Source organism: Pseudomonas sp. P4_D7 (genome assembly GCF_056401755.1).
Map to the genome: position 1 here is coordinate 175,149 of NZ_JBFUIR010000003.1, position 23,466 is coordinate 198,614.

The window sequence follows — 23,466 nt, forward strand, 5'->3', positions numbered from 1 at the left end:
ATGCATTTCAGCGAACTGATGGCTGCCATTTCCACCCGTGCGATCCGCCTTCAACAGGAAGATGAAGACCTGGTCATTCTGGGCAGCGACGACGCGCTGGATGACGCGTTGTGGGACAGCCTCGCGGCGCACAAGGCGCAACTGCTGGAGCTGGTCGCCCAACACGGCGGCGACTGGCTGAGCCCGGCCTTTCGCATCACCCCGGACATGCTGCCGCTGGTGGATCTGCAGCAGGATGCCCTCGACCGCATCGTCGCCACGGTGCCGGGTGGCGCCGCCAACGTGCAGGACATCTATCCGTTGTCCGCGTTGCAGGAAGGCATGCTCTATCACCACCTCTCGGCCGCTGCCGGTGACCCTTACATCTCGCAGGCGCGCTTCGTATTCGACAGTCAGGAACGGCTGGATGCCTTCGCCGACGCGCTGCGCTGGGTGGTAAACCGTCACGACATCCTGCGCACCTCGTTCGTCTGGGAATACCTCGACGAAGCGCTGCAAGTGGTCTGGCGCGAGGCGCCGCTGGTGTGTGAGGAAGTCCCCGTCGACAGTGGCGCCGACGTGCTCACGCAACTGCTCGCACGCCACGACCCGCAGCACTTCCGTCTCGACATGCAGCAAGCGCCTTTGCTGCGTCTGGTGTATGCGCAGGATCCCGCGCAGGGCCGCGTGGTCGCGCTGTTGCTGTTTCATCACATGATCATGGATCACGTGGCGCTGGATGTGCTGCGTCGGGAAATCCAGGCCTGTCTACTCGGGCAGACCGCGCAAGTGCCTGCCGCAGTGCCGTATCGCGATCACTTGGCCAGGGCACGCAATGCCGGCAATGAGCAGGCACAGGAAGCGTTTTTCCGCGACATGCTCGCGGATATCGACGAGCCGACACTGCCCTGTGGTTTGCAGGATGTGCAGGGCGATGGCCACGCCATCGAGGAAGCCTCGCTGATGCTCGACAGCCGCTTGAGCCGGCAGTTGCGCGAGCAGTCACGGCAGCTCGGCGTCAGCGTCGCGAGCCTGACGCATCTGGCGCTGGCGCGGGTGCTCGGGCAATTGTCCGGGCGCACGGCGGTGGTGTTCGGCACCGTGCTGCTGGGGCGGATGGACGCGGGCGAGGGCGGTGAGCAGGCGTTGGGCATGTTCATCAACACTTTGCCGCTGCGCGTTGATGTTGGCGAGCAAAGCGTGCGCGCCGGCGTGCTGGCGACCCATCGGCGCCTGACCGCGCTGCTGGCGCACGAGCAGGCTTCGCTAGCCCTGGCGCAACGCTGCAGCGCCGTTGCGGTGCCGACGCCGCTGTTCAGCGCGATCCTCAACTACCGACACAGCAGCGTTGAGGAAGTGGCGGAGGTGATCGACATCGCCCCCGGTGTGCAGGTGTTGGGTGCCCGCGAGCGCACCAACTATCCGCTGACCATCAACATCGATGACCTCGGCGCCGATTTGCGCATCACCGCGCTGGCGGATGCAGCGCTGGGGGCCGAGCGCATGGCCGCGTACCTGAACACGGCGCTGGAGAGTCTGCTCGCAGCCTTGCAAACCAGCGCCGATGTGCCGCTGCAAACGCTGCGCATCCTCCCGGCCAGCGAACGCGAACACTTGCTGTACGGCGTCAATTCGCCGCTGGCACAGTTCCCGGAAACCCTGTTGATTCACCAGCAATTCGAAACCCATGCCCAGGCCCAGCCTGAGGCCACGGCGCTGATATTCGACGGACAAACCCTCAGTTACGGCGAACTCAACCGCCGTGCCAACCAGGTGGCGCATCATCTGCTGGCCCTGAACATTCGTCCCGACGACCGCGTGGCAATCTGCGTCGAGCGTGGCGTGCCAATGATCATCGGCCTGCTTGGTGTGCTCAAGGCCGGCGCCGGTTACGTGCCGATCGATCCGGCCTATCCGCTCGACAGAATCAGCTTCACCTTGCAGGACAGCGCCCCGGCAGCGGTGCTGATGCAGGCGGCGACGCGCGAGCGCGTGGCCGCTCTCGAAGTGCCGCAGATCGACCTCGACAGCGCTCACCTCAAGGCCGAACTCGACAGCAACCCGCAGATCCCCGAGCTGACCCCGGCGCATCTGGCGTACGTGATCTACACCTCCGGTTCCACCGGTTTACCCAAAGGCGTGATGGTCGAGCACTGCAACGTGGCGCGGTTGTTTTCCGCCACCCACGATTGGTTCCAGTTCAACCCGCAAGACATCGGGGTGTTGTTCCATTCCTTCGCGTTCGACTTCTCGGTCTGGGAAATCTGGGCCGCGCTGGCGTTCGGCGGGCAATTGCTGCTGATCCCGCAAGCCGTCAGCCGTTCGCCGGACGACTGCTATGCATTGCTCTGCCAGACCGGCGTGACCGTACTCAACCAGACGCCGAGCGCCTTCCGCCAACTGATCGCCGCGCAGGGCCGCAGTCAGCTGCAACACTCGTTGCGGGAAGTGGTGTTCGGCGGCGAAGCGCTGGAACCGGGCTTGCTCAAGCCGTGGTATGCGCGGGTCGGCAATGCCGGCACGCGGTTGGTGAACATGTACGGCATCACCGAAACCACCGTGCACGTGACCTATCGGCCGCTGCAAGCCGCCGACGCGCAGTTGCTCGGCGTCAGCCCGATTGGCGTGCGCATTCCCGATTTGCAACTGTATGTCCTCGATGCTCAGCGCAAACCGGTTCCGGTCGGCGTGGTCGGCGAGTTGTACGTCGGCGGGGCCGGGGTGGCGCGCGGTTATCTGAATCGTGAAGCATTGACTGCCGAGCGTTTTATCAATGATCCGTTCACTGAAAATGTCGATGCGCGGCTGTACAAAACCGGAGACCTTGCGCGCTGGGCTGCGGATGGCAGCCTCGAATACCTCGGTCGCAATGACGATCAAGTAAAAATTCGCGGCTTCCGCATTGAGCTGGGCGAGATCGAGGCACGTCTGTCTAGTTGCGAAGGCGTGCGCGAAGCCGTGGTCATCGCCCGGGAGGACAGCCCCGGCGATCAGCGTCTGGTCGCCTACTGGCTGGCCGATGAAGGTGCGGCGCCGGATGTGGCGCAATTGCGTGATCATCTGTTGGCGGGGTTGGCTGACTACATGGTGCCGAGCGCCTTCGTGCGCCTGGAGGCCTTCCCGCTGACCACCAACGGCAAGCTCGACCGCAAAGCCTTGCCGGCACCGGACAGCGATGCATTCGCGCGGCGCGGTTTCGAAGCGCCGGTCGGAGCGGTAGAGAATCTGATCGCTGGTCTCTGGCAGACATTGCTTGGTGTCGAGCAGGTCGGGCGTCATGACAATTTCTTCGAGCTCGGCGGTCATTCGCTGCTGGCAGTGAAGCTGATCGAACGCATGCGCCAACAGGATCTGCACTGTGATGTGCGCGTGCTGTTCGGTCAGCCGAGTGTGGCCGCGCTGGCGGCGACCTTGAGCAGCGAACGCGGCATCGTCGTTCCCGACAACCTGATCGAGCCGGGTTGTATGCGCATCACCCCGGCCATGCTGCCGCTGAGCAATCTCGATCAAGCCGCGATCGACCGTGTCGTAGCAACCGTGCCGGGCGGCAGCGCCAATGTGCAGGACATCTATGGCCTGGCGCCGTTGCAGGCGGGGATTCTCTATCACCATCTGGCAACCAGTGCCGGTGATCCGTATGTGTTGCAGGCGCAATTTGCCTTCGACGGTCTGGCGCAGATCAAAACCTTCGTTCGCGCCTTGAACGGCGTGATCGCGCGCCACGACATTCTGCGCACCGGCATCTTCTGGGAGGGGCTTGAAGAGGCGGTACAAGTGGTCTGGCGCGAGGCGCCGCTGGCGCTGGAACGCGTCGATGCCGACGAACTCGACGGCGACGTGCTCGAGCAGATGCAGGCGCGTTTCGATCCACGCCACTATCGTCTGGACCTCAATCGCGCGCCGCTGATGCGTTTTGTCTACACCGAAGATCAGCCAAACCAGCGCTGGATCGGCATTCTCCTGATGCACCATATCGTCCTCGACCACACCGCACTGGACGTGCTGGTCGCGGAAATGAATGACGTCATGCTTGGCCGCAGCGAGGATCTGCCGCCGCCGGTGCAATACCGCCACTTTGTCGCCCAGGCGCGGCTCGGCGTTGATGATCAGGCCCATGAGGTGTTCTTCCGCGAGATGCTTGGCGATATCGACGAGCCGACCGTGGCCTTCGGTCTGCAGGACGTGCACGGCGACGGCAGCGACATTCTCGACAGTCATTCCGAGCTCGATGCCGACCTCGGTAAACGTCTGCGTGAGCAGGCGCGGCGGCTCGGTGTCAGTGTGGCCAGTCTGGTGCATCAGGCCTGGGCTCAGGTGTTGGCGCAGGTGTCCGGCCAGCAGGACGTGGTGTTCGGCACGGTATTGCTCGGGCGCATGCAGGGCGGCGAAGGCGCAGATCGGGCGTTGGGCATGTTCATCAACACCTTGCCGCTGCGCGTCAGCGTCGGGGCGGATTCGGTAGAGAGCAGCGTGCGGGGTACCCATGCGCGTCTGGCGCAATTGCTCGGCCATGAGCAAGCCTCGCTGGCGCTGGCCCAGCGTTGCAGTGGTGTTAGCGGTGCGCAGGCGCTGTTCAGCACTTTGCTCAACTACCGCCACAGCGCGCCCGAGTCGGCCGCTGTAGCGTGGGACGGCGTGCAGATTCTCAGCTCCCGCGAGCGCAGCAATTATCCGTTGGTGGTCAGCGTCGACGACCTCGGCGAAGGCTTCCGTGTGAGCGTGCAAGCTGTGCCACAGGTGGACGGCGCGCGGGTCTGCGATTTCTTGCAAACCGCGTTGCACAGTCTGGTCACGGCACTGGAGTACACGCCGCAGGCACCGTTGCAGCAACTGTCGATCGTGTCGCCGAGTGAGCGGCAGCGCGTGCTGGTCGGCTTCAACATCAGCGGTCGTGAATTCCCGCCGGCGCAGACCGTGCCGCGCCTGTTCGCAGCGCAAGTGGCGGCACATCCCGAAGCGCTGGCGGTGGTGCAGGGCGAGCAACGGCTCAGCTACCGCGAACTGAATCAGCGCGCCAATCGTCTCGCTCATCACTTGATCGGCCTCGGCGTACAAACCGATGACCGTGTCGCGCTGTGCCTGCGTCGCGGCCCGGACATGCTGGTTGCGCTGCTGGCGATTCTCAAGGCCGGCGCCGGTTATGTGCCGATCGATGCGGATTACCCGGCTGAACGCATCGCCTACCTGTTGCAGGACAGCGACCCGATCGCGGTGCTGGCGCAGGCGTCGACGCGTAACCTGCTTGGCGCTGTCCCCGTGATCGATCTGGACGCCACCGACTGGCAGCACTTGCCTGACACCAACCCAGCGCTGTCGAGGCTGACCCCGGCGAATCTGGCCTATGTGATCTACACCTCGGGTTCTACCGGGCAGCCGAAAGGCGTGATGGTCGAGCACCGCACCCTGGAAAACCTCGTGCACTGGCACGCCGAGGCCTTCGATCTGCATGCCGGCAGCCACACTGCCAGCGTCGCCGGTTGCGGTTTCGATGCCATGGCCTGGGAAGTCTGGCCGGCGTTGTGCGTTGGCGCGACCGTGCATCTGCCACCGTCTTCGATCAAAAACGAACATCTTGATGAACTGCTCGAATGGTGGCGCGCGCAGCCGTTGCAGGTGAGCTTTCTGCCAACCCCGGTGGCCGAATATGCCTTCAGTCGTGAATTGGGCCATCCGACCCTGCGCACGTTGCTGATCGGTGGCGACAAGTTGCGCCAGTTCCCGCGTGATCAGACATTTGCCGTGATCAATAACTATGGCCCGACCGAAGCCACGGTGGTGGCGACGTCCGGGCGCATCGAGCCCGGGCGGGTTTTGCACATAGGCCGGCCGATTGCCAATGCCAAAGTCTATTTGCTGGACCGTCAGCAACAACCAGTGCCGACCGGTGTACAAGGCGAGTTGTATGTCGGCGGCGCCGGGGTTGCGCGCGGCTATCTGAATCGTCCGGAACTGACCTCAGCACAATTCCTTGACGACCCGTTCAGCGATGAACCGCATGCGCGGATGTACCGCACCGGCGACCTCGCGCGCTGGCTGGCGGACGGCAATATCGAATACCTGGGGCGTAACGATGATCAAGTCAAACTGCGCGGCGTGCGCATTGAACCCGGCGAAATCGAAGCGGCGCTGAGCGCTCACGCCGCGGTGCGCGAATGCGTGGTGCTGGTGCGCGACGGCCGTCTGGTCGCCTGGTTTACCGCCATCGAGTCTGTCGAGATCGGCGATTTGCACCAGCATCTGCAAGCACTCTTGCCGGACACGTTGGTGCCGGCGGCGTACGTGCGTCTGGACAGCCTGCCGCTGACCGCCCACGGCAAACTCGACCGCAAGGCCTTGCCCGAACCGGATCAGGACGCGTGGCTCAGCCGTGAATATGAAAAGCCCCAAGGCCCGGTCGAAATGGCGCTGGCGCAGATCTGGGCCGACGTCCTCAACATCGATCAGATCGGCCGTCACGACAATTTCTTCGAACTCGGCGGCCATTCGCTGTTGGCGGTGAGCCTGATCGAACGCATGCGTCAGGCCGGTCTGAGCGCCGATGTGCGCGTGCTGTTCAACCAGCCGAGTCTGGCCGCACTGGCGCGAGCCTTGGGCAGTGGCCGGGAAATCGCAGTGCCGGCCAATCTGATTGCGGCCGATTGCACGCACATCACCCCGGACATGCTGACCCTGACCACGCTGGATCAGGCCAGCATTGATCGTATCGTCGCGACGGTGCCGGGCGGTGCTGCGAATGTGCAGGATATCTATCCGCTGGCACCGTTGCAGGAAGGCATTCTTTATCACCACCTCAGTGCCGAACAGGGCGATCCGTACCTGCTGCAATCGCGTCTGGCCTTCGACAGCCTTGAACGTTTGCACAGCTTCGCTGAACACTTGCAGCAGGTCATCGCCCGTCACGACATTCTGCGCACCAGCGTGGTCTGGCAAGGCTTGCCGAGCCCGCAGCAAGTAGTCTGGCGGCAGGCGCAGATGGTCGTCCAGCAGGTGCTGCTGGATGCGCAGGACGGCGACATTCTCGAACAGCTGCACGCGCGTTTCGATGCCCGGCATTTCCGCCTCGACCTCAATCAAGCTCCGTTGATCCGCATGGTCTACGCCGAGGATCCGTTGAACCAGCAAGTGGTCGCCATCGTGCTGTTCCATCACTCGATTCTCGACCACACCGCCATGGACGTGATCGGCCGGGAAATGCACGCGTTGATGTTCGATCAGCTCGACACGCTGACGCCGCCGATGCCGTACCGCAATTACGTGGCGCAGGCACGCTTGGGCGCCGATGCGCAGGAACATGAAGCGTTCTTCCGCGAGATGCTCGGCGACATCGACGAGCCGACTTTGCCCTTCGGTCTGCAGGATGTTCAGGGCGACGGGCGTGGCATCGAAGAAGCGCTGCAAGCGGTCGATGCCACGCTCAATCTGCGCCTGCGTGAACAGGCGCGGCAGTTGGGCGTCAGCCCGGCGAGCCTGATGCACATGGCCTGGGCGCAAGTGTTGGGCGTCGTTTCCGGCCGTCGCGACGTGGTCTTCGGCACCGTGTTGATGGGGCGCATGCAGGGCGGTGAGGGCGCCGACCGCACGTTGGGGGTGTTTATCAACACCCTGCCGCTGCGGGTGGGGCTCGCTGAAAGTGTGCGCGCCGGGGTGAAAACCACCCACGCGCGGCTGACGGCGCTGCTCGCTCATGAACACGCGTCACTGGCGCTGGCTCAACGCTGCAGCGGCATGCCGGGTTCGGCGCCGCTGTTCAGCGCCTTGCTCAATTACCGGCACAGCGCCGCCGCACAACAGCCGCGCGACGGCCAGGGGATCTGGCAAGGCGTGCGCATGCTCGGTGGCGAGGAGCGCAGCAACTATCCGCTGACCCTGTCGGTGGATGATCTGGGCGACGGTTTTGCCTTGGACGTGCTGGCGCTCGCCGAGATCGGTGCGCAGCGGATCTGCAGTTACATGCACACCGCACTGGAGCAACTGGTGCAAGCGCTGGAGCAGCAGCCCCAAATGCCACTCAATCAGCTACCGATTCTGTCGCTGCCGGAGCAGGCGCGACTGCTGGTCGATTTCAATCGGAGTGCCGTCGCGTTTCGCCGTGGCGCAACCCTTCATGCGCTGGTCGAGGCTCAGGCGGCACAACGGGCGCATGCGCTGGCGGTGGTGCAGGGCGGGCAAGCGCTGACCTATGGCCAGCTCAATCAACGCGCCAACCGCCTGGCTCACCATCTGCTCAGCCTTGGCGTGCAGCCTGACGACCGCATCGCCGTGTGCGTGCGGCGCAGCCCGCAGATGCTGGTGGCGCTGCTGGCGATCCTCAAGTCGGGCGCCGGTTATGTGCCGGTCGACCCGGCCTACCCGGCGGAACGCATTGCTTACTTGCTTGAGGACAGCGCGCCGTTGGCGGTTCTGGCCGAGGCTTCGACGCGTGATTTGCTCGGTGCTGCGTCTGTGATCGATCTCGATGGCAGTGACTGGGCGCATCTGCCGGACCGCAATCCGCAGGTGCCGACGCTGACCCCGGCGCATCTGGCCTACGTGATCTACACCTCGGGCTCCACCGGCCAGCCGAAAGGCGTGATGGTCGAACACGCGACGCTGGAAAACCTCGTGCACTGGCACAACGGCGCCTTTGACCTGCACGCCGGCAGTCACACGTCGAGTGTCGCCGGGTTTGGTTTCGATGCCATGGCGTGGGAGGTCTGGCCAGCGCTGTGCATCGGCGCGACCGTGCATCTGCCACCGCAATCGGTGAGCAATGAGCACCTCGACGAGTTGCTGGCGTGGTGGCGCGCGCAGCCGTTGCAGGTGAGTTTCCTGCCCACGCCCGTCGCCGAATACGCCTTCAGTCGTGACCTCGGCCACCCGACCTTGCGCACGCTGCTGATCGGTGGCGACAAATTGCGCCAGTTCCCGCGTCAGCAGACGTTCGCGGTGATCAACAACTACGGCCCGACCGAAGCCACGGTGGTTGCCACCTGCGGCGCGGTCGAGGCCGGGCGGGTGCTGCATATCGGTCGGCCGATGGCCAACGCGAAGATTTACCTGCTCGATGACCAGCAGCGCCCCGTACCGGTTGGCGTTGCTGGCGAGTTGTATGTCGGCGGTGCCGGCGTGGCGCGCGGTTATCTGCATCGCCCCGAGCTGACTGCCGAACGCTTCCTCGGCGATCCGTTCAGCGATGAACCGCAGGCGCGCATGTACCGCACCGGCGACCTCGCACGCTGGCTGGCTGACGGCAACATCGAATACCTGGGGCGCAACGATGATCAGGTCAAACTGCGCGGCGTGCGCATCGAATTGGGCGAAATCGAAGCGGCGTTGAGCGCTCACGAGGCTGTGCAGGATTGCGTGGTGTTGGTGCGCGACGGCCAGTTGCTGGCGTGGTTTACCGAACGCCTGAACGTCGAGATCGAGGATTTGCGCAGTCATTTGCAAGCGCAGTTGCCGCAAGCCCTGGTGCCTGCCGCTTACGTGCGCCTGCCAGCACTGCCGCTGACCGCCAACGGCAAACTCGACCGCAAGGCGTTGCCAGAACCGGATCAAATGGCGTGGCTGAGCCGTGAATATGCCGCGCCACAAGGTTCGGTGGAAATCGCCTTGGCGCAAATCTGGTCGGACGTCCTCAAGGTCGAAAAGATCGGCCGTCACGACAACTTCTTCGAACTGGGCGGGCATTCATTACTGGCGGTAACGCTGATCGAACGTATGCGTCAGGTCGATCTGAGCACCGACGTGCGCGTGCTGTTCAGCCAACCGACCCTGGCTGCGCTGGCGGCGGCGGTGGGCAGTGGCCGCGAGGTCGCCGTGCCGGACAATCTGATTCCTGCCGATTGCACGCGCATTACCCCGGAAATGCTGCCGCTGGTGCAACTGGATCAGGCCAGTATCGAGCGCATCGTCGCCACGGTGCCGGGCGGCGCGGCCAACGTGCAGGACATTTATCCGCTGGCACCGTTGCAGGAAGGGATTCTGTATCACCACCTCAGTGCGGTTCAGGGCGATCCGTACCTGCTGCAATCGTGTCTGGCGTTCGACAGTATTGAACGGTTTCAAGGGTTCGCGGCGGCGTTGCGTCAGGTCATGACGCGCCACGATATCCTGCGCACATCGATTGTCTGGCAAGGCTTGGCGGCGCCGGTGCAAGTGGTCTGGCGCCGTGCGGAGTTGCCGGTCCAAGCGGTGGTGCTTGAAGCCGCGCAGGGCGAAGCCATCGATCAACTACGCGCACGTTTCGATGCGCGGCACTGGTGTCTGGAACTGGATCAGGCACCGTTGCTGCGTTTGGTGTATGCCCTCGATCCGGACAATCAGCGTGTCGTCGCCATGCTGTTGTTCCATCACATCGCCATGGACCACACCGCGCTGGCGGTGGTCAGCGCAGAAATGCAGGCGATTTTGCACGGTGATGAGCGACTGCCTGTGTCCGCCGTGCCATACCGCAATTATGTCGCGCAGACCCGCCTCGGCGTCAGCGAACACGAGCACGAAGCGTTCTTCCGCGAGATGCTCGGCGACATCGACGAGCCGACACTGCCGTTCGGTTTGCAGGATGTGCATGGCGACGGGAATGACATCGAGGAAGTCTGCCAGCCACTGCCTGCCTCGGTGGCGCAGCGTTTGCGCAGTCAGGCGCGCTTGCTCGGCGTCAGCGTCGCCAGTCTGTTTCATCTCGCCTGGGCGCAGGTGCTGGCGGCAACGTCGGCCCAGGAGCGCGTTGTCTTCGGCACGGTGCTGCTGGGCCGCATGCAGGGCGGCGCGGGCGCAGATCGCGGGCTGGGCATGTTCATCAACACTTTGCCATTGCGCGTGGATGTCGACGAAACCGCCGTGCGCGCCGGGGTCAAGGCAACGCATGCGCGGCTCAGTGCGCTGTTGGCACACGAACATGCTTCGCTGGCATTGGCCCAGCGTTGCAGCGGTGTCGCGGCGCCGTCACCACTGTTCAGCGCGATGCTCAATTACCGCCATAGCGACAGCGAAGCTCAGCAAAATACCAAGCGCGAGGCCTGGCAGGGCATCGAATCCCTTGCTGGCGAGGAACGCACCAACTACCCGTTGACCCTCAACGTCGACGATCTGGGCAGCGGTTTTGAACTGACGGTGATGACGCCGTCGCGCATTGGCGCGGCACGTCTCGGCCAGTACATGCACAACGCGCTGATCGTGCTGGTTGAAGCGTTGGAGCACACACCGCAGCAACCGTTGAACGGCCTGACGGTGTTGCCGGACGAAGAGCGCCGGGCGTTGCTGTTCGGCCTCAACGATACCGCCGTCGATTACGACTTGCAGCAGACGCTGCACGGCTTGTTCGAAGAGCAGGTGCAGCGTACGCCGCAGGCTGTGGCCGTCGTCGCCGGCGAACAGGCATTGAGCTACACGCAGTTGAACGAACGCGCCAACCGCCTGGCCGGGCACTTGCTCAGTCTCGGCGTGCAAGTGGATTCGCGGGTGGCGATCTGCGTCGAGCGCAGCCTGGAAATGGTCATCGGCCTGCTGGCAATCAACAAGGCCGGTGCTGGTTATGTGCCGCTCGATCCGGCCTATCCGCCGGAGCGTCTGGCCTACATGCTCGAGGACAGCGCGCCGGCCGTGGTGCTGGTGCACGGGGCTACCAGCGAGTTGCTGGGAGATATCACGGCGGCAGTGGTCGATCTTGACCAGAACAGCTGGCACTCCTTGTCCGCCGAAAATCCGCAAATCCCGACGTTGACACCACAGCACAGCGCCTACGTGATCTACACCTCCGGCTCCACCGGCCAACCGAAAGGCGTGGTCAACGAACATGCCGGGGTGGTCAACCGCTTGCTGTGGATGCAGGACGCCTATCGCCTGACCGCTGCCGATTCGGTGTTGCAGAAAACCCCATTCAGTTTTGACGTCTCGGTATGGGAGTTCTTCTGGCCGCTGATGACCGGCGCGCGCCTGGTCATGGCGCAGCCCGGCGGGCACAAGGATCCGCAGTACCTGAGCGAAGTGATCGAGCGCGAACACATCACCACGCTGCACTTTGTGCCGTCGATGCTCGATGTGTTCCTCGCCAACAGCGACACCACACGCTGCGACAGCGTGCGGCAGGTAATGTGCAGCGGCGAGGCGTTGCCGGGCCGTGTGGTGCGGCGTTTCAAACTGCAATTGCCGGGCAGCGCGTTGCATAACCTGTACGGCCCGACCGAAGCCGCCGTCGATGTCACCGCGTGGGACTGCGCGGGAACGATCGAGCAGACCCCGGACAACACGCCAATTGGCAAACCGATCGCCAACACCCGCATGTACATCCTCGATGCGCAACAGCAACCCGTGCCGCAAGGCGTGATCGGCGAGCTGTACATCGCTGGCGTGCAGGTGGCGCGCGGTTATCTGAACCGACCTGAGCTGAGTGCCGAGCGCTTCCTCGACGATCCGTTCCAGGCCAACGGGCGGATGTATCGCACTGGTGACGTCGCCCGCTATCTGGCGGACGGCAACATCGAATACCTGGGGCGTAACGACGATCAGGTGAAGATCCGTGGCTTGCGTATCGAACTGGGCGAAATTCAGGCCGGCATTGCCCGGATCGAAGCTGTGCAGGAGGCGGTGGTGGTCGCCCGCGAAGATGTGCCCGGCGACAAACGTCTGGTCGCCTATTACACCGGCGAACGCCTGGAAATCGACCTGCTGCGCAGTCACTTGCTCGAGCACTTGCCGGATTACATGGTGCCTACGGTGTTTGTGCATCTCGATAGTTTGCCGCTGAGCCCCAACGGCAAACTCGACCGCAAGGCCTTGCCGGCGCCGGATCAGCAATCGCTGAAAACCCGCGAATACGAAGCCCCGGTCGGCGACGTCGAAATCACCCTGGCACGGCTCTGGGCCGAACTGCTCAACGTCGAACGGGTAGGGCGTCACGACCATTTCTTTGAACTGGGTGGTCACTCATTACTGGCGGTCAGTCTGATCGGCCGGTTACGTCAGGAAGGCATGGAAGCCGATGTCAGGGCGTTGTTCGAACAACCGACCCTGGCCGGCTACGCCGCAATTACGGAAAGAATGGAGATCGTCCTGTGAATGTGCTCGAACTGTTGGCAACCCTGAAGACAAAAGACATTCAGTTGGCGGTGACCGATGAGCAATTGCGCGTCAACGGCAACAAACAGGCGTTGAGCGATCCGGCGCTGCTGGCCGCGCTGCGCGAGCACAAACCGGCGCTGATCGAACTGATCAAGGCCGGCCAATACTCGGCCAGCCGCGTCGGCCAGATCGACGTTCCGGCCAACGGCATCCTCCCCGGCACCACGCGCATCACGCCAGCGATGGTGACCCTGGCTGACGTGGATCAGGCGACCCTCGACCGCTTGCTCGCCGAGGTACCAGGCGGCGCCGCCAATGTGCAGGACATCTACCCACTGGCGCCGTTGCAGGAAGGCATCCTCTATCACCACGCGAGCAACGAGCAGGGCGATCCGTACGTCATGCAATCGTACTTTGCGTTCAGCAGCCGCGAGCGTCTGCAGGACTTCGCTCAAGCCTTGCAAAAGGTCATCGATCGCCACGACATCTTGCGTACTGCGGTGCATTGGGAAGGGCTGGACGTGCCGCTGCAAGTGGTCTGGCGTCAGGCACCGTTGCCGATGGAAGAGATCGTGCTGGCAGACGGCGCAAGTGATGCGCTGCAGCAATTGCACGAGCGTTTCGATGCGCGGCATTTCCGTCTGGACGTCCGGTGCGCGCCGATGATGCGTCTGGCCTACGCGTGGGATGAGGGCGGTCAGCGCGTGGTCGCGACGTTGTTGTTCCATCACATGGCGCTGGACCACTCGGCGCTCGACGTGGTGCGTCACGAACTGCTCGCCTGCCTCACTGGCCAGGCTCAATCGCTCGGGCGTCCGGTGCCGTTTCGCAATTACGTGGCGCAAGCGCGACTGGGCATCAGCGAAACCGAACACGAGGCGTTTTTCCGCGAGATGCTCGGCGACATAGTCGAGCCGACCCTGCCCTACGGTTTGCAGGATGTGCAGGGCGACGGCCTCGGTATCGCCGAGCTGAGCCTGCCGGTCAACCCATTGCTCGGCCAGCGTTTGCGCGCACAGGCGCGGCAGCTCGGCGTGAGTGTCGCGAGCCTGTTTCATCTGGGCTGGGCGCAGGTACTGGCGGTGCTCACCGGCAAACAAAACGTCGTGTTCGGCACGGTGCTGATGGGCCGTATGCAAGGTGCCGAAGCCACCGAGCGGGCGCTGGGGATTTTCATCAACACCTTGCCGCTGCGGGTTGATGTCGATGCGCAGGGCGTGCGTGCGGCGGTGGAGGCGACGCACAAACGCCTGACCACGCTGATGCGCCATGAACACGCACCACTGGCGCTGGCCCAGCGTTGCAGTGGCGTGGTCGCACCCACGCCGCTGTTCAGTGCCTTGCTCAATTACCGCCACAGCCACACGGCGGCGACGGCCAGTGCCGAGACTCTGGCGGCGTGGGAAGGCATCAGCACGATCAGCTCCGAAGAACGCACCAACTATCCGCTGACCCTGAGCATCGACGATTTCGGCGATGCCTTCAGCCTGACGTTGCTGGCCACCACCGAGGTCGATCCACAGCGCATCTGTGATTACCTGCACTGCGCCATGGAGAGTCTGGTGCTGGCACTGGAGCAGGCACCCGACACCGCGCTCAACCAGTTGCCGATTCTGCCGACGGCCGAGCGCGAGCAGGTGCTGTTGGCGTTCAATGACAACCACGCCAAATTCCCGGCAATGTTGACCATCGCCCAGCGTTTCGAGGCGCAAGTGGCGCAGCGGCCCGAAGCCGTTGCCGCGCAATACCTCGGTGAGCAATTGAGTTACGCCGAGCTCAACCGGCATGCCAACGCCTTGGCTCATCATCTGATCGCACTGGGTGTGAAACCCGATGATCGCGTCGCCATCGTCGCCCGCCGTGGCCTCGATACGCTGGTCGGGCTAGTGGCGATTCTCAAGGCCGGTGCCGGTTATGTACCGGTCGACCCGGCGCACCCGGCCGAACGTCTGCACTACTTGCTCAGCGACAGCGCCCCCGTTGCTGTGCTGACCCAAAATAATCTGCGGGAGCGCTTGCCGACGCTGGCGGTGCCGGTGATCGATCTTGACCCGCGCACCTGGCCGCTGAGCGAGACCCTTGATCCGCAGGTGCCGGGCCTGACCGCCGCGCATCTGGCCTACGTGATCTACACCTCCGGCTCCACCGGGCTGCCCAAAGGCGTGATGGTCGAACACCGCACCTTGTCGAATCTGGTCGACTGGCATTGCACAGCGTTTGATCTGTGCGCCGGTCGCCACACTTCAAGCCTTGCCGGGTTCGGTTTCGACGCCATGGCCTGGGAAGTCTGGCCGGCGCTGTGTGCCGGCGCGACCCTGCATCTGGCACCGACTCACGAGGGCACCGAGGACATCGATGCGTTGCTCGAGTGGTGGCGCGCGCAGCCACTGGACGTCAGTTTCCTGCCGACGCCCGTCGCCGAATACGCCTTCAGCCAGAACCTTGAACACCCGACGCTGCGCACACTGCTGATCGGTGGCGACCGCTTGCGCCAGTTCAGCCGCAACCAGCAATTCGACGTGATCAACAACTACGGCCCGACCGAAGCCACCGTGGTCGCGACCTCTGGGCGAATCGAGGCAGGCGATGCCTTGCACATCGGCAAACCGGTGACCAATGCCACGGTGTATCTGCTCGACGAACAGCAGCGTCCGGTGCCGATTGGCGTCATGGGCGAGTTGTATGTTGGCGGTGCCGGGGTCGCTCGCGGCTATTTGAACCGTGCCGACCTGAGCGCCGAGCGCTTCCTTCATGACCCGTTCAGCCCTTTGCCGAACCCGCGCATGTATCGCACCGGCGATCTCGCACGCTGGCGCGCGGACGGCACGATCGAGTACCTGGGGCGTAACGACGATCAGGTGAAAATCCGTGGCGTGCGCATCGAACTCGGGGAAATCGAAACCCGCCTCAATCAGTTGCCCGGCATTCAGGAAGCCGTACTGCTGGCGCGTGAAGATGAACCCGGCCAGCCGCGGCTGGTGGCGTATTTCACCGAGCAGAGCCAGGTCGAACCGTTGGCCGTGGCCGAGTTGCGCGCGCACCTGCTGACCCAGTTACCGGAGTACATGGTGCCGGTGGCCTTCGTCAGACTCGACGCGCTGCCGTTGACCGCCAATGGCAAGGTCGACCGCAAGGCCCTGCCGAAACCCGAGCGAGCGGCGCTGTTCACCCGCGAATACGAGGCGCCGCACAACGAACTGGAAAGCGCCTTGGCGCAGATCTGGGCGCAGGTGCTGCAAGTCGAGCGAGTCGGGCGTCAGGACCATTTCTTCGAACTCGGCGGCCATTCGCTGTTGGCCATGCGCATGGTGTCCCAGGTTCGCCAGCGTCTTGGTGTCGAGCTGGCGCTGGGCGACCTGTTTGCCAACGCCGAACTGGCAGCGGTTGCCGAGGCGGTGGCGCAAGCCGGGCGCAGCACGCAACCGGAGATTGTCGCGGTGGCTCGTGACGGCGCGTTGCCGCTGTCGTTCGCCCAGCAACGCTTGTGGTTTCTCGCACAAATGGAAGGCGCCAACACCGCGTACAACATTCCCATCGGCCTGCGCCTGCGTGGGCAACTGAATGAGCATGCGCTGCAACAAGCCTTGGCGCGTATCGTTGCGCGTCACGAAACCCTGCGCAGCCGTTTCGCCCAGTTCAATGACCAGGCGCAAGTGCTGATCGCCCCGGTCGACAGCGGTCTGCTGCTGCGCGTTGAAGACCTGCGCCAGCATCCGCAAGCCGACCAGACCTTGGCGGCGCTGATTCAGGGCGAGGCCTCGGGACCGTTTGACTTGCAGGATGATGCACTGATTCGCGGACGCCTGGTGCGGCTGGCCGACGATCATCATGTGCTGTTGCTGACCCTGCACCACATCATCTCCGATGGCTGGTCGATGGGGGTTTTGACCCGCGAACTGATGGCGTTGTATCAGGCGTTCAGCCACGGTCAACCAGATCCACTGCCGCCGCTGGCGCTGCAATACACCGACTACGCAGTGTGGCAGCGGCGCTGGCTCAGTGGCGAGGTTCTGGAGCGTCAAAGCGAGTATTGGCAACAAACGTTGGCGGGCGCTCCGGCACTGTTGACGCTGCCGACTGATCGCGTGCGCCCGGCGCAGCAGGATTACGCCGGCAACACCGTCGAGGTGGTGCTCGACGAACGCCTGAGCGCCGGGCTCAAGGCTTTGGCCCAGCGTCACGGCGTGACGATGTACATGCTCATGCTCGGCGCATGGGCGAGCCTGTTGAGTCGGTTGTCCGGGCAATCGGAAGTGGTCGTCGGTTCGCCCGTGGCCAACCGCAGTCGGGCCGAGATCGAAGGCCTGATCGGCATGTTCGTCAATACCCTGGCCCTGCGTATCGATACCTCGGGCGCTTTGAGCACCGAGGCGCTGCTGGCGCGGGTCAAGGCGCGGACGCTGGATGCGCAGACGCATCAGGACCTGCCGTTCGAACAAGTGGTGGAAATCACCAAGCCTGCACGCAGCATGGCGCACAGCCCGTTGTTTCAAGCGATGTTCAGTTGGGACAGTGGCCACGGTGCCAGCCTGAGTCTCGGCGAGCTGACGCTGGAAAGCGTTGCCGAACCGAGCCACTTTGCCAAATTCGATCTGTCACTGACGCTGGCAGACGCGCCGGACGGGATACGCGGTGTGCTGGAGTACGCCGTTGCCTTGTTCGATGAGTCGACTATTCAACGTTACGTCGGCTACTTCCAGCGCCTGTTGCAGGCCATGGTCAGCAACGATCAAGCGGTGTTGGAGCAGGTAACGTTGTTGGCGGACGATGAGCGTCAGCATCTGCTGGTCGATCTGAACGCAACCACTGTCACCCACGATCTTGAGCAGACTGTTCATGCTCGCTTCGAGACGCAGGTGTTGCGCACGCCAGACGCGGATGCCGTGGTGGCCGGTGAATTGCGTTTGAGTTATGCCGAGTTGAACCGCCGTGCCAACCAACTCGCCCATCACCTGCGCCAGTGTGGCGTGGGCAGCGATGCGCGGGTGGCGATCTGCGTCGAGCGCGGGCCGCAGTTGCTGGTCGGTCTGTTGGCGATTCTCAAGGCCGGCGGCGCTTATGTGCCGCTGGACCCGGGGTATCCTGCTGAGCGTCTGGCCTACATGCTTGAGGACAGCGCGCCAGTGGCGGTGCTGGTGCATGCGCCGACGCGTGCGCTGATCGGCGAGTGGGCCGGCGTGTTGGTCGACTTCGACCATTGCACCTGGCAAGACCTTGCGCAAAGCAATCCGCAGGTGCCAGGCCTGAGCGCCGCGAACCTGGCCTATGTGATTTACACCTCCGGCTCCACCGGCACGCCGAAGGGCGTGATGGTCGAGCACCGCAACCTGGGCAATCTGCTGCACTGGAGCGCCAGCCTGTGTCCGCTTTCTACCGGTGCCGCGCTGTTGCAGAAAACCCCGCTGAGTTTCGACGCCTCGGTATGGGAGCTGTTCTGGCCGTTGAGCTGCGGCATGCGTCTGATCCTCGCTGGCCCGGACGACCACCGCGATCCAGCCGCGCTGGTGCAACTGATTCGTGAGCAACAGGTCAACGTCGTTCAGTTTGTACCGGCGCTGTTGCAGCAATTCCTTGAAGTGGCAGAGGTGGGCGAGTGCAGCAGTCTTACCGATGTGTTCTGTGGTGGCGGTGCGCTGACGGCCGCGTTGGTGCGCAGCGTGCGCGAACATCTGCCGCAGGTACGCGTGCACAACGTTTATGGCCCGACCGAAGCCACCGTCGACAGCACCGTATGGACGCTGGAGGCGAATTCGCCGGTACCGCAAGGCGCGCCACCGATTGGCAAACCGCTGTGCAATACCCGCGTGTACATCCTTGATGCTCACCAACAACCGACGCCATTGGGTGTGGTCGGCGAGATGTATCTCGGCGGCGTGCAGGTGGCGCGGGGTTATCTGAATCGGCCTGAGCTGAGCGCCGAACGTTTCCTCGACGATCCGTTCAGTGATCAGCCCGGCGCACGTTTGTACCGCACGGGTGACGTCGCACGGTATCTGGCCGATGGCAATATCGAGTACCTGGGGCGTAATGACGATCAGGTCAAAATCCGTGGTTTACGCATCGAACTGGGCGAGATTCAGGCGCATCTGGCGCAGGTCGACGGTGTCCGCGAAGCGGCCGTGCTGGCCCGTGAAGACGTGCCGGGCGATCAGCGTCTGGTCGCGTACTACAGCGGCGAACTCGTCGAAACAGATCAGCTACGCAGCCAATTGCTCAAGCATCTGCCGGCCTACATGGTGCCTGCCGTGTTTGTGAATCTGCCGGCGTTGCCACTGAGCCCCAACGGCAAACTGGATCGCCAGGCCTTGCCGGCTCCTGACCAGACTGCGCTGCTGAGCCGGGAATACGAAGCTCCGATCGGTGAAGTCGAAACCGTGATTGCCGGGATTTGGGCCGAGTTGCTGAAGGTCGAGCGGGTAGGGCGCTTCGATCATTTCTTCGAACTGGGCGGTCACTCGTTGCTGGCGGTCAATCTGGTTGCGCGCATGCGTCGGGCCGGCCTGTCGGCGGATATTCGTGTGCTCTTTGGCCAGCCGACATTGGCCGCGCTCGCTGCGGCTGTGGGCGGCGAACCCGATGCGGCGGTGCCGGCAAACCTCATTGCGGCCGATTGCCCGCGCATCACCCCCGAATTGTTGCCGCTGGTAGCGCTGGACCAAGCGACGATCGACCGTATCGTTGCAAGCGTCCCCGGCGGTGTGCGCAATGTTCAGGACATCTACCCGCTGGCACCATTGCAGACCGGCATCCTGTTCCATCATCTGTCGGCCGCGCACGGCGATCCATATGTGCTGCAGGCGCAGTTTGCCTTCGCCGATGAACAGCGTTTGCAAGTGTTCACTGATGCCCTGCAACGGGTAATCGAACGCCATGACATTCTGCGCACGTCGCTGTTCTGGGAGGGGCTGGAAGAGCCGGTGCAAGTGGTCTGGCGTGAGGCTTCTCTGGGCTGCGAGGCCTTGCCGCTAGACGCCGAAGCGGGCGATGCGCTGAGCCAGTTGCGCAGACGCTTCACCATCGATAACTACCGCATGCCCGTCACCGAGGCGCCGCTGATGCGCGTGGTGCACGGCCGCGATGAGGCCAATCAACGCGTGGTGGCGTTGCTGCTGTTCCATCACCTGGTGATGGATCACGTGGCGCTGGAGGTGTTGCAGCACGAGATGCAGGCGTTTCTGCTGGGCAACGACGGGCTGCTGAGCGAACCGGTGCCGTACCGCAATTACGTGGCGCACACCCGTTCCGGCCTGACCGAGCAAGCGCACGCCAGTTTCTTCGGCGAGATGCTCGGCGCTGTTGATGAGCCGACCTTGCCTTACGGGCAGAATCTGGCCAGCGACGGCCCTGCACAAGAGGCGCAACTGGACCTGGAAAACGCGCTGAGCCACAGCATCCGTCAGCAGGCCCGGCGTTTGGGGGTCAGCGCCGCCAGCCTGATGCACCTCGCCTGGGCGCAGGTGCTGGGGCAATTGTCCGGACGCGACGCCGTGGTGTTTGGCACGGTGTTGCTCGGGCGATTGCAGGGCGGTGAAGGATCGGAGCGCGCACTCGGTGTGTTCATCAATACCTTGCCGCTGTGCATCGAGCTGAACGCCCATAGCGTCAAAGGCGCCGCACTGGCGACCCACGAACGCCTGAGTCAGTTGCTGGCCCATGAACATGCGCAACTGGCGCAGGTGCAGCAATGCAGCGCCATGCCGGCGGGCACGCCGCTGTTCAGCACGCTGCTCAACTATCGTCACAGCGTGCCGGTCGGGCCGATATCCGCTGAGGTGCAAGCGGCGTGGCACGGCATGCAATTGCTCGCTGCCGAGGAACACACCAACTATCGCCTGACTCTCAGCGTTGATGATCTCGGTGAAGACTTCCGCCTGAAGGTATTGGCCGGGGCCGGCATTGATGCGCAGCGTATCTGCGGGTACATGCAGGGGGCGTTGAGTACGTTGCTGGAGGCACTGGAACACACGCCGCACGTGGGCTTTGACCGGTTGTCGATCCTGCCGGCAGCTGAGCGCGAACAGTTGCTGGTGGATTTCAATGCGACCGAGGCTGACTACCCGCGTGAGCTGACGATTGCCCAGCGCTTCGAGTCGCAGGTCACCGAGCGTCCGCAGGCTATTGCAGCGGTGTTTGCCGGACAGCCACTGACTTACTTGCAGCTCAATCGCCAGGCCAATGCCTTGGCGCATCACTTGATCGCCATCGGGGTGAAAGCCGATGACCGCGTGGCCATCGTCGCCCGCCGGGGCCTGGATACTTTGGTCGGGCTGGTCGCCATCCTCAAGGCCGGCGCCGGCTATGTGCCGATCGATCCGGCGCATCCTGCCGAGCGGATCAGTTATTTGCTGAGCGACAGCGCACCGGTCGCGGTGCTCACGCAAAGCGATCTGCACCAGAGACTGCCGCTGTTGAGCGTGCCAGTGATTGATGTCGATCTGTGCGCATGGCCGGCGCAGGCGCAGCATAACCCTGCAGTGCCGGGCCTGAGCGCTACGCATCTGGCGTACGTGATCTACACCTCGGGTTCGACCGGTCTGCCCAAAGGGGTCATGGTCGAACATCAGACGTTGTCCAATCTGGTCGACTGGCACTGTGAAGCGTTCGATTTACGCGCCGGCAGCCACACCTCAAGCCTTGCCGGATTCGGTTTCGATGCGATGGCGTGGGAAGTCTGGCCGGCCCTGTGCGCGGGCGCGACCCTGCACCTGGCCCCAACCCATGACGGCGCTGAAGACATCGATGGGTTGCTCGACTGGTGGCGTGCGCAGCCGCTGGACGTGAGCTTTTTGCCAACACCGGTCGCCGAATATGCGTTCAGTCAGAACCTCGATCATCCGACCTTGCGCACCTTGCTGATCGGTGGCGATCGCTTGCGCCAGTTCAGCCGTCAGCAGCGCTTCGCCGTGATTAACAACTACGGCCCGACCGAGGCCACCGTGGTCGCGACTTCCGGGCGTATCGACGTTGGCGCGGCGTTGCACATCGGTAAACCGGTGGCGAACGCGGCGGTTTATTTGCTCGACGAGCAGCAACGGCCAGTGCCAATGGGCGTCATGGGCGAGTTGTACGTCGGTGGCGCGGGCGTGGCCCGGGGTTATCTGAACCGCGCCGACCTGACTGCCGAGCGCTTCTTGCGCGACCCGTTCAGCCGCACGCCGAATGCGCGCATGTACCGCACCGGTGACCTTGCCCGTTGGCGCGAAGACGGCTCGCTCGACTACTTGGGGCGTAACGACGACCAGGTGAAAATTCGTGGCATGCGCATTGAATTGGGCGAAATCGAGACTCGCCTCAATCAGCTCCCTGGTATTAACGAAGCGGTGTTGCTGGCCCGCGAGGACCAACCCGGCCAGCCGCGACTGGTGGCCTATTTCACCGAACAGGCGGGGGTCGAGCCACTGGCAGTGGGCGAGTTGCGCGAGCATCTGCTGACGCAGTTGCCGGACTACATGGTGCCGGCAGCGTTTGTCCGGCTCGAGGCTTTGCCGCTGACCGCCAATGGCAAGGTCGACCGCAAGGCATTGCCGAAACCGGACCTGGCCGCGCTGCCGAACCGCGAATACGAGGCTCCGCAAGGCGAGCTGGAAACCGCGCTGGCGCAGATCTGGACCGAAGTGCTGCAAGTCGGGCAGGTCGGCCGTCACGACCACTTCTTCGAACTGGGCGGTCATTCGCTGTTGGCGATGCGCATGGTCTCGCTGATCCGTCAGCGCCTCGGCGTCGAACTGGCGCTGAGTGATCTGTTTGCCGATGCGCAATTGAGCGCAATCGCTGCAGTATTGAACCGCGCCGGGCGCAGCGCGTTACCGGAGATCTTGCCGGCACCGCGTGCTCAGGCGCTGCCGATGTCCTTCGCCCAACAGCGCCTGTGGTTTCTCGCGCAAATGGCGGGTGGCAACTCGGCGTACAACATTCCTCTCGGCTTGCGCCTGCGCGGTCACCTCGACGTCGATGCCCTGCAATCGGCGCTGGCGCGGATCGTCGCCCGCCACGAAACCCTGCGCAGCCGTTTCATCCGCCTCGACGACAGCGCACAGGTGTCGATTGCCCCGGTCGATAACGGTTGGCTGCTGCGCGTAGAAGATCTGCGCCAACAGCCGCAGGCCGAGCACACCTTGCAAATATTGCTGGCGCAGGAAGCCTCGACAACGTTTGATTTGCAGAACGATTCGTTGATTCGTGGACGGTTGGTGCGTCTGGCTGACGATCATCATGTGCTGCTGTTGACCGTGCATCACATCGTTGCCGATGGCTGGTCGATGGGTGTGCTGACCGGCGAGTTGATGGCGTTGTATCAGGCGTTCAGCCAAGGCCAACCGGATCCGCTGCCAGCACTGACGCTGCAATACGGCGACTACGCCCTATGGCAACGGCGCTGGCTCAGCGGTGAAGTGCTGCAGCAGCAAAGCCAATATTGGCAGCGGACCCTCGACGGTGCGCCGGCCT

Annotated in this window: 2 protein-coding genes (1 of these 2 cut by a window edge); both read left to right on the plus strand. The window is 63.6% G+C overall.

Going from position 1 to position 23,466, the window contains the following annotated elements:
- A complete protein-coding gene (locus AC1DVF_RS03940; RefSeq protein ID WP_477782038.1) occupies positions 1 to 13,017 on the plus strand; it encodes an amino acid adenylation domain-containing protein in 13,017 nt (4,338 codons plus the stop codon).
- Positions 13,014 to 23,466, plus strand: the 5' portion of a protein-coding gene (locus AC1DVF_RS03945; RefSeq protein ID WP_477782039.1) for a non-ribosomal peptide synthase/polyketide synthase. Its footprint extends 7,391 nt past the window's final position; 10,453 of the gene's 17,844 nt are visible here — the first part of the coding sequence; it begins with the start codon at positions 13,014 to 13,016; the stop codon falls past the right edge of the window. The genes AC1DVF_RS03940 and AC1DVF_RS03945 overlap by 4 nt, the downstream gene beginning before the upstream one ends.